Below are 532 nucleotides of genomic sequence, written 5' to 3'. Positions count from 1 at the left end.
GAGTTCGTCCGCGCCGTCGAGCACTCCCAGGACCTACCGGTCTCGGTCCCCGAGGAGATCGCCTGGGAGAACGGCTGGATCACGACCGCCGAGCTGGAGGAGGCGGCCGCGGCCTACGGCAAGTCGGTCTACGGCCAGCACCTGAAGAAGGTCGCCGCCGGCGAGATCGTCAACAGCCCGCGCGAGTACTAAACGATTCAATGGGAGATACAGATATGTCTGAAGAGCTCTTCGAGCCCAGGAACATCATCGTCACGGGCGGCTGCGGCTTCATCGGCAGCAACTTCGTGCACCACGTCGTGAACAACCACCCCGACGTGCACGTCACCGTCCTGGACAAGCTGACCTACGCCGGCAACCCCGAGAACATCGCGGGCCTTCCCGCCGACCGCGTCGAGCTCGTGGTGGGCGACATCTGCGACTCCGAGCTGCTGGATAGGCTCGTCCCCGGCCACGACGCGATCGTGCACTACGCCGCCGAGAGCCACAACGACAACTCCATCGCCGACCCGGAGCCCTTCCTGCGCACCAA

At 65.2% G+C, this 532-nt stretch carries 1 protein-coding gene and 1 pseudogene; both read left to right on the top strand.

The window, feature by feature from the left end:
• Positions 1 to 192 (top strand): annotated as a pseudogene (locus DW645_RS10040) (glucose-1-phosphate thymidylyltransferase); the annotation flags it as partial.
• 23 nt (positions 193 to 215) lie between these two features.
• Positions 216 to 532, top strand: a 317-nt coding sequence (locus tag DW645_RS00005) for a GDP-mannose 4,6-dehydratase (RefSeq protein WP_118225745.1), incomplete at its 3' end; no start/stop codon positions are given.

Source organism: Collinsella sp. AM23-17 (assembly GCF_003470945.1).
Lineage (GTDB): Bacteria > Actinomycetota > Coriobacteriia > Coriobacteriales > Coriobacteriaceae > Collinsella > Collinsella aerofaciens_O.
This window is presented reverse-complemented; position numbering and strand designations above follow the sequence as displayed.